The 3,453-nt window shown below is 67.2% G+C and carries 3 protein-coding genes and 1 pseudogene; 2 read left to right on the top strand and 2 right to left on the bottom strand.

What is annotated here, in order from left to right; genetic code table 11:
• The first annotated feature begins 522 nt into the window (after positions 1 to 522).
• Positions 523 to 1,083 carry a hypothetical protein gene (locus AB0D04_RS42385; protein WP_362712804.1) on the top strand — a complete coding sequence of 187 codons (561 nt, stop codon included), beginning with the start codon at positions 523 to 525 and terminating at the stop codon, positions 1,081 to 1,083.
• A 241-nt stretch (positions 1,084 to 1,324) separates the two neighbouring features.
• On the opposite strand, the pseudogene AB0D04_RS42390 reads toward AB0D04_RS42385, so the two are convergent.
• Together AB0D04_RS42390 and AB0D04_RS42395 are read right to left on the bottom strand one after the other, a co-directional pair.
• Positions 1,325 to 2,100: pseudogene (locus AB0D04_RS42390) on the bottom strand (transposase); the annotation flags it as partial.
• Positions 2,101 to 2,383: 283 nt separating this feature from the next.
• Positions 2,384 to 2,899: a hypothetical protein gene (locus AB0D04_RS42395; protein WP_362712805.1), complete on the bottom strand. Its 516-nt coding sequence runs from the start codon at positions 2,897 to 2,899 to the stop codon at positions 2,384 to 2,386.
• A gap of 104 nt (positions 2,900 to 3,003) precedes the next feature.
• Here AB0D04_RS42395 and AB0D04_RS42400 point away from each other — a divergent pair, with 104 nt between their 5' ends.
• Positions 3,004 to 3,261, top strand: coding sequence for a hypothetical protein (locus AB0D04_RS42400; protein WP_362712807.1), 258 nt, complete (start codon positions 3,004 to 3,006; stop codon positions 3,259 to 3,261).
• The last annotated feature ends 192 nt before the right edge of the window (positions 3,262 to 3,453 follow it).

Here is a 3,453-nt window from a genome sequence, read left to right on the forward strand (position 1 = left end):
GAGAGCTACCTCGCCGGAGTCCACCTCCGTGCCGCGACGATCTGGATCGCCAGCCTCCGGCCAACCCATTGATCACAACCAAGAACAGACCCTAGCCGGCCCGTCGGGGCTCCTCCACGTCCAGGCGGCCGTGGGCATTTTGCCCAGCGTTGTCGGCAGGGTGTCAGCGGCGCAGCCCGTTGCCGCGATCGCCGAACTCGCCGGCCGACCCGTGGATTGGGCCGGGCCATCGACGACTGGCTGGGACGAGGTCGGGGCGAGCCTTGAGCTAGAGGCTGCTGGTGGGAGAGGCGGGGTCGTACAGCGCGGTCATGTAGGCGAGGGTGCCGCCCAGGGCGGTGCGTACGGGGGCGGGCAGCTGGGGTCGGTGGTGATGCGGTCGCGAGCCTGGGCCTGCAGCTCGCTGATGAGCGCCGCGCACTGGGCGGCGGCGCCTGGACCGGCTCGGGAACCGTTCCCCCGGATCCTGCGTGACCTCTTGATGTGTTGTCGGCTGGTGGTGAGGCGAGCGGAGGGGACCGGATGAGAGTGCGGACGATGGTGAGCGTGGCGGTATCGGCCTGTGTGGCGCTGGTGGTGTGCGCGTGCGGTCCGGAGAAGACGAAGGAGGACACGGACGCGAAGCCTTCGCAGCCGTCCGCGTCCACGCGGGCAAAAGAGCCGTCGGCCACGCCGTCCGCGTCCGCTCGGACCGAGAAGCCGTCGGCCACCCCGGCCGGCGACCAGCCCGCACCCAGGACGAAGGAGGGCGCGATCCAGCGGTACGAGCAGTACCTCCACGCCCTCGGCCGTGAGGACATCGACACGGTCTGCGAAGTGGCCGGGCCCGCCGCGAAGAAGGCACAGGACCAGGGGGTCGGCCCGTGCACGTCGACGTACGCCGCCGTGTTCCAGATGATCTCACCCGCGCAGAAGAAGGCCCTGCAAACCGCGACGGTCGACCCGCAGCGTATCGCCGTGCGCACGCCCGCCAAGATCGAGATGCCGGTCGAAGCGGTCAAGGCCTCCGCCACCTTCTCCGAGAGCGACCTCGGCAGCTACACGCTGGAGTACCTCAAGAACGATTGGTACATCACCGACTGAACCCGTTGCGCCGTACGCGGAGCCGCCCGACGGTAGGAGCAGACTGATTCCCACGGCCTTCGTGCTGATCGGATGCCTGATTCGACACGGCACACGATCGTGCGAAGGCCGCCCCCAAGAGCGCTGAACCACGCAGGCCCGCCTCAAGTGCGAACCCCGTTCGAGAGCTTCGGACAAGAGGCCAAACCGACACGGTCGCTCTGCGTGACAGCCGAAGATAAAGAACTTCCCAATGACGATGTCAAGCTGCTGCTGTGACGGGCGGTAGGACTTGGTAGCACGCTCCGTCGCGGATCACCGCCCACAGAACATTGGCTCTGCGCGGCGGGGCAAGGGCCGGCAGCGCCTGCTTGTGCCCCTTCCCTTTGTTCCGCGTGCGCCAGTAGTAGCTCTGCGAGGCAGGGCACGATCTCAGGCTGGCCATCGAGGAGAGGTAGAAGGCACCAAGCAGGCCGCGGTGATAGCGGCGGGGCCGACGCACATTGCCACTGACACGGCCGGAGTCACGAGGCACTGGCGCAAGGCCAGCGAACGAGGCCAGGCGGTCAGAGGTTTCGAAAGCCTCCACCTCACCGCCGGTGGCGGCGACGAACTCGGCGCCGAGCAGAGCGCCCATGCCGGGCAGACTGCGGATCACCTCGGCATGCGGATGCTCATGTGTGCTGAGACCGAGCCGCCTCGACCACGGTCTAGGCGAGCACAGCAGCGTTCTTGACCTTGCGGTTTTTCAGCCAGGTACCCATCCGCCGGGCGCCGCTGCGGCGGATGGCGGCCGGTGTCCGGTAGCCGGTCAACAGGACGACGGGCCCTTCTTGCTCAAGTTCAGCGCCCGCTCCAACGAGCGTAAGATCTCCAGGAGTTGAGCTCATAGCCGATTGATCTGCCGAGCGCGATCGTTGACCAGGTCGGTACGGCGGGCGGTCAACGTACGCAGGTCGAGTGTTATCTCATGCCGGGCCGGAGCAGACCGAGGTCCTTGCGCATGCGCGCCTGGTCGGCGATGACGAAGGCGCCCTGTGTCGCTGCCTCTAAAATTGTCGGGTGAGGGCGTCGGCGCGGGTGGCGAATTCCCGTACGCCGCTCAGGCTGCGGTCGTGCTGCATGAGATTGGTGGCCATGGTACGTACGGAACTGCGGCGGAATTCCTGGGGTGCGCCTGTTCGGCGGGCAGGAGGGCGCGGTAGCAGGGTTCCGGCTTGCCCCATTGGCCGAAGGCGCGGGCACCATCGATCCGGTGCCGGGCTTGGCGTTCGGTGGCAGTTGCCCGGCGCTTCTGGAGAGGGTGCGGCTCCGTTCTCGTTTAGGTGATCAGAGCGACGATGCCTCCGGTGAGCAGGCCCACGATGATGATCAGTGGGCTGCCCTTGAGGGCGGCACTGAGGTGGAATCGCAGGTCGCGGTACTCTGCCATGCCCTCGGTGCCGGGAAGCATCAGCAGGCGGGGGCGCAGCCCGGCGAAGATGATCCAGTCGACGACGACCAGGTCCCAGACGGTCAGTGTGGCGAAGATGAGGGCAGCGCAAACGGCCGCGGGCAGGAATTCCAGGCCGTCGACCAGTGCGCCGTCGAGGCCGATCATCGCCGCCAACATCAGGGGCAGACCGCAGACGGCCCAGATGAACACGCCGAAGAGCACCGCCACTCGGCGACCGCGGGCACTCTTGGGCCTGCCGTACTGGCGCTGGATCGCGGGCGGATAGTCATTCAGCAGGAAGTCCCTGCTCATGGCTGCTCCGGCGAACACCGCAGCAGTGAACAGCACGCTGAGCGCCAACCCGTAGCCCAGGCCGTAGCCGAGGACCACCGACCACTGCATAGCAACCTCCCGACGTGTTCCCGAACCTGAGTAAGGCTCACCTAACCTCCTACTCTTCCTCAAGTCAACGCACTGTGCAGTTCAAGGGTCGTTACGATGCGGCCGTGGCAACAGAAGACGGCGCCGAGCCGGACTTGGCGCCCCAGGGCGAGCAAGCGGCCGGCGGCCGGAGGTGCCCGGAGTTCCGCAAAGGCCGACCTACCCTGACCAGGGAGAGGATCGCCCGGGCGGCACTGGAGATCCTGGGTGAGGCGGGCCCGGCGGAGCTGACGATGCGCGCCGTCGGCGCGCGCCTTGAGGTGTCGCCGCGCGCCCTCTGCAACTACGTGGCCGATCGGCATGATCTCTCGGAGAGATCGTGACCGTCTGCCAGCGGGACCGGCCTCAGCCCCGGCTGAACACCGGCCGCTGGCAGGAGAGCTTGCGGGCCTACTGCCGGGACCTGCGTGCCTGGTACCGCTAGGGCCTGTGTGATGTCGTGATCAATCTTGCCGATTCGGATCCGTCTGGAAGGCGGATTTGGTAGGAAGAGGATCGTGACGCGCAGGCAACTC

The sequence above is a fragment of the Streptomyces sp. NPDC048483 genome (genome assembly GCF_040651455.1).
Lineage (GTDB): Bacteria > Actinomycetota > Actinomycetes > Streptomycetales > Streptomycetaceae > Streptomyces.

Excerpts from the sequence above, each read along its gene's own strand:
- AB0D04_RS42385 (WP_362712804.1), top strand. The coding sequence starts at position 523 with ATGAGAGTGCGGACGATGGTGAGCGTGGCGGTATCGGCCTGTGTGGCG.
- AB0D04_RS42395 (WP_362712805.1), bottom strand. The coding sequence starts at position 2,899 with ATGCAGTGGTCGGTGGTCCTCGGCTACGGCCTGGGCTACGGGTTGGCG.